At 65.0% G+C, this 391-nt stretch carries 1 protein-coding gene; it reads left to right on the forward strand.

Annotated elements, in window-relative coordinates:
• Nucleotides 1–15 precede the first annotated feature (15 nt).
• Nucleotides 16–391 (forward strand): glucokinase (locus tag EOA29_RS40795; protein WP_189479222.1); only part of this gene is annotated, 376 nt, incomplete at its 3' end.

Raw genomic sequence — 391 nt, forward strand, 5'->3', positions numbered from 1 at the left:
GAACGAAAGAAGAGCATGGCAGGTGAAGACGAGACAATGCTGCGGTTTCCGGTCCTGATCGGCGACATCGGCGGCACCAATGCGCGCTTCTCGATCGTGCTCGACGCCAATTCGGACCCGACCGAGCCGCAGATCGTCCAGACCGCCAATTTCAACACCATCGACGAGGCGATCCAGGCGGCGGTGCTCGACCGTTCCTCGGTGCGGCCGAATTCGGCCGTGCTGGCGATCGCCGGGCCGGTCGACGGCGACGAGATCCCGCTCACCAATTGCCCCTGGGTGGTCAAGCCGAGGCAGATGTTCGCCAATCTGGGCCTGAGCGAGGTCGTCGTGCTCAACGACTTCGAGGCGCAGGCGCTGGCCGTCGTCGCGCTCGGCGAGGAGCATATGG

The organism is Mesorhizobium sp. M1E.F.Ca.ET.063.01.1.1 (assembly GCF_003998155.1).
In the GTDB taxonomy this organism is placed as follows: Bacteria; Pseudomonadota; Alphaproteobacteria; order Rhizobiales; family Rhizobiaceae; genus Mesorhizobium.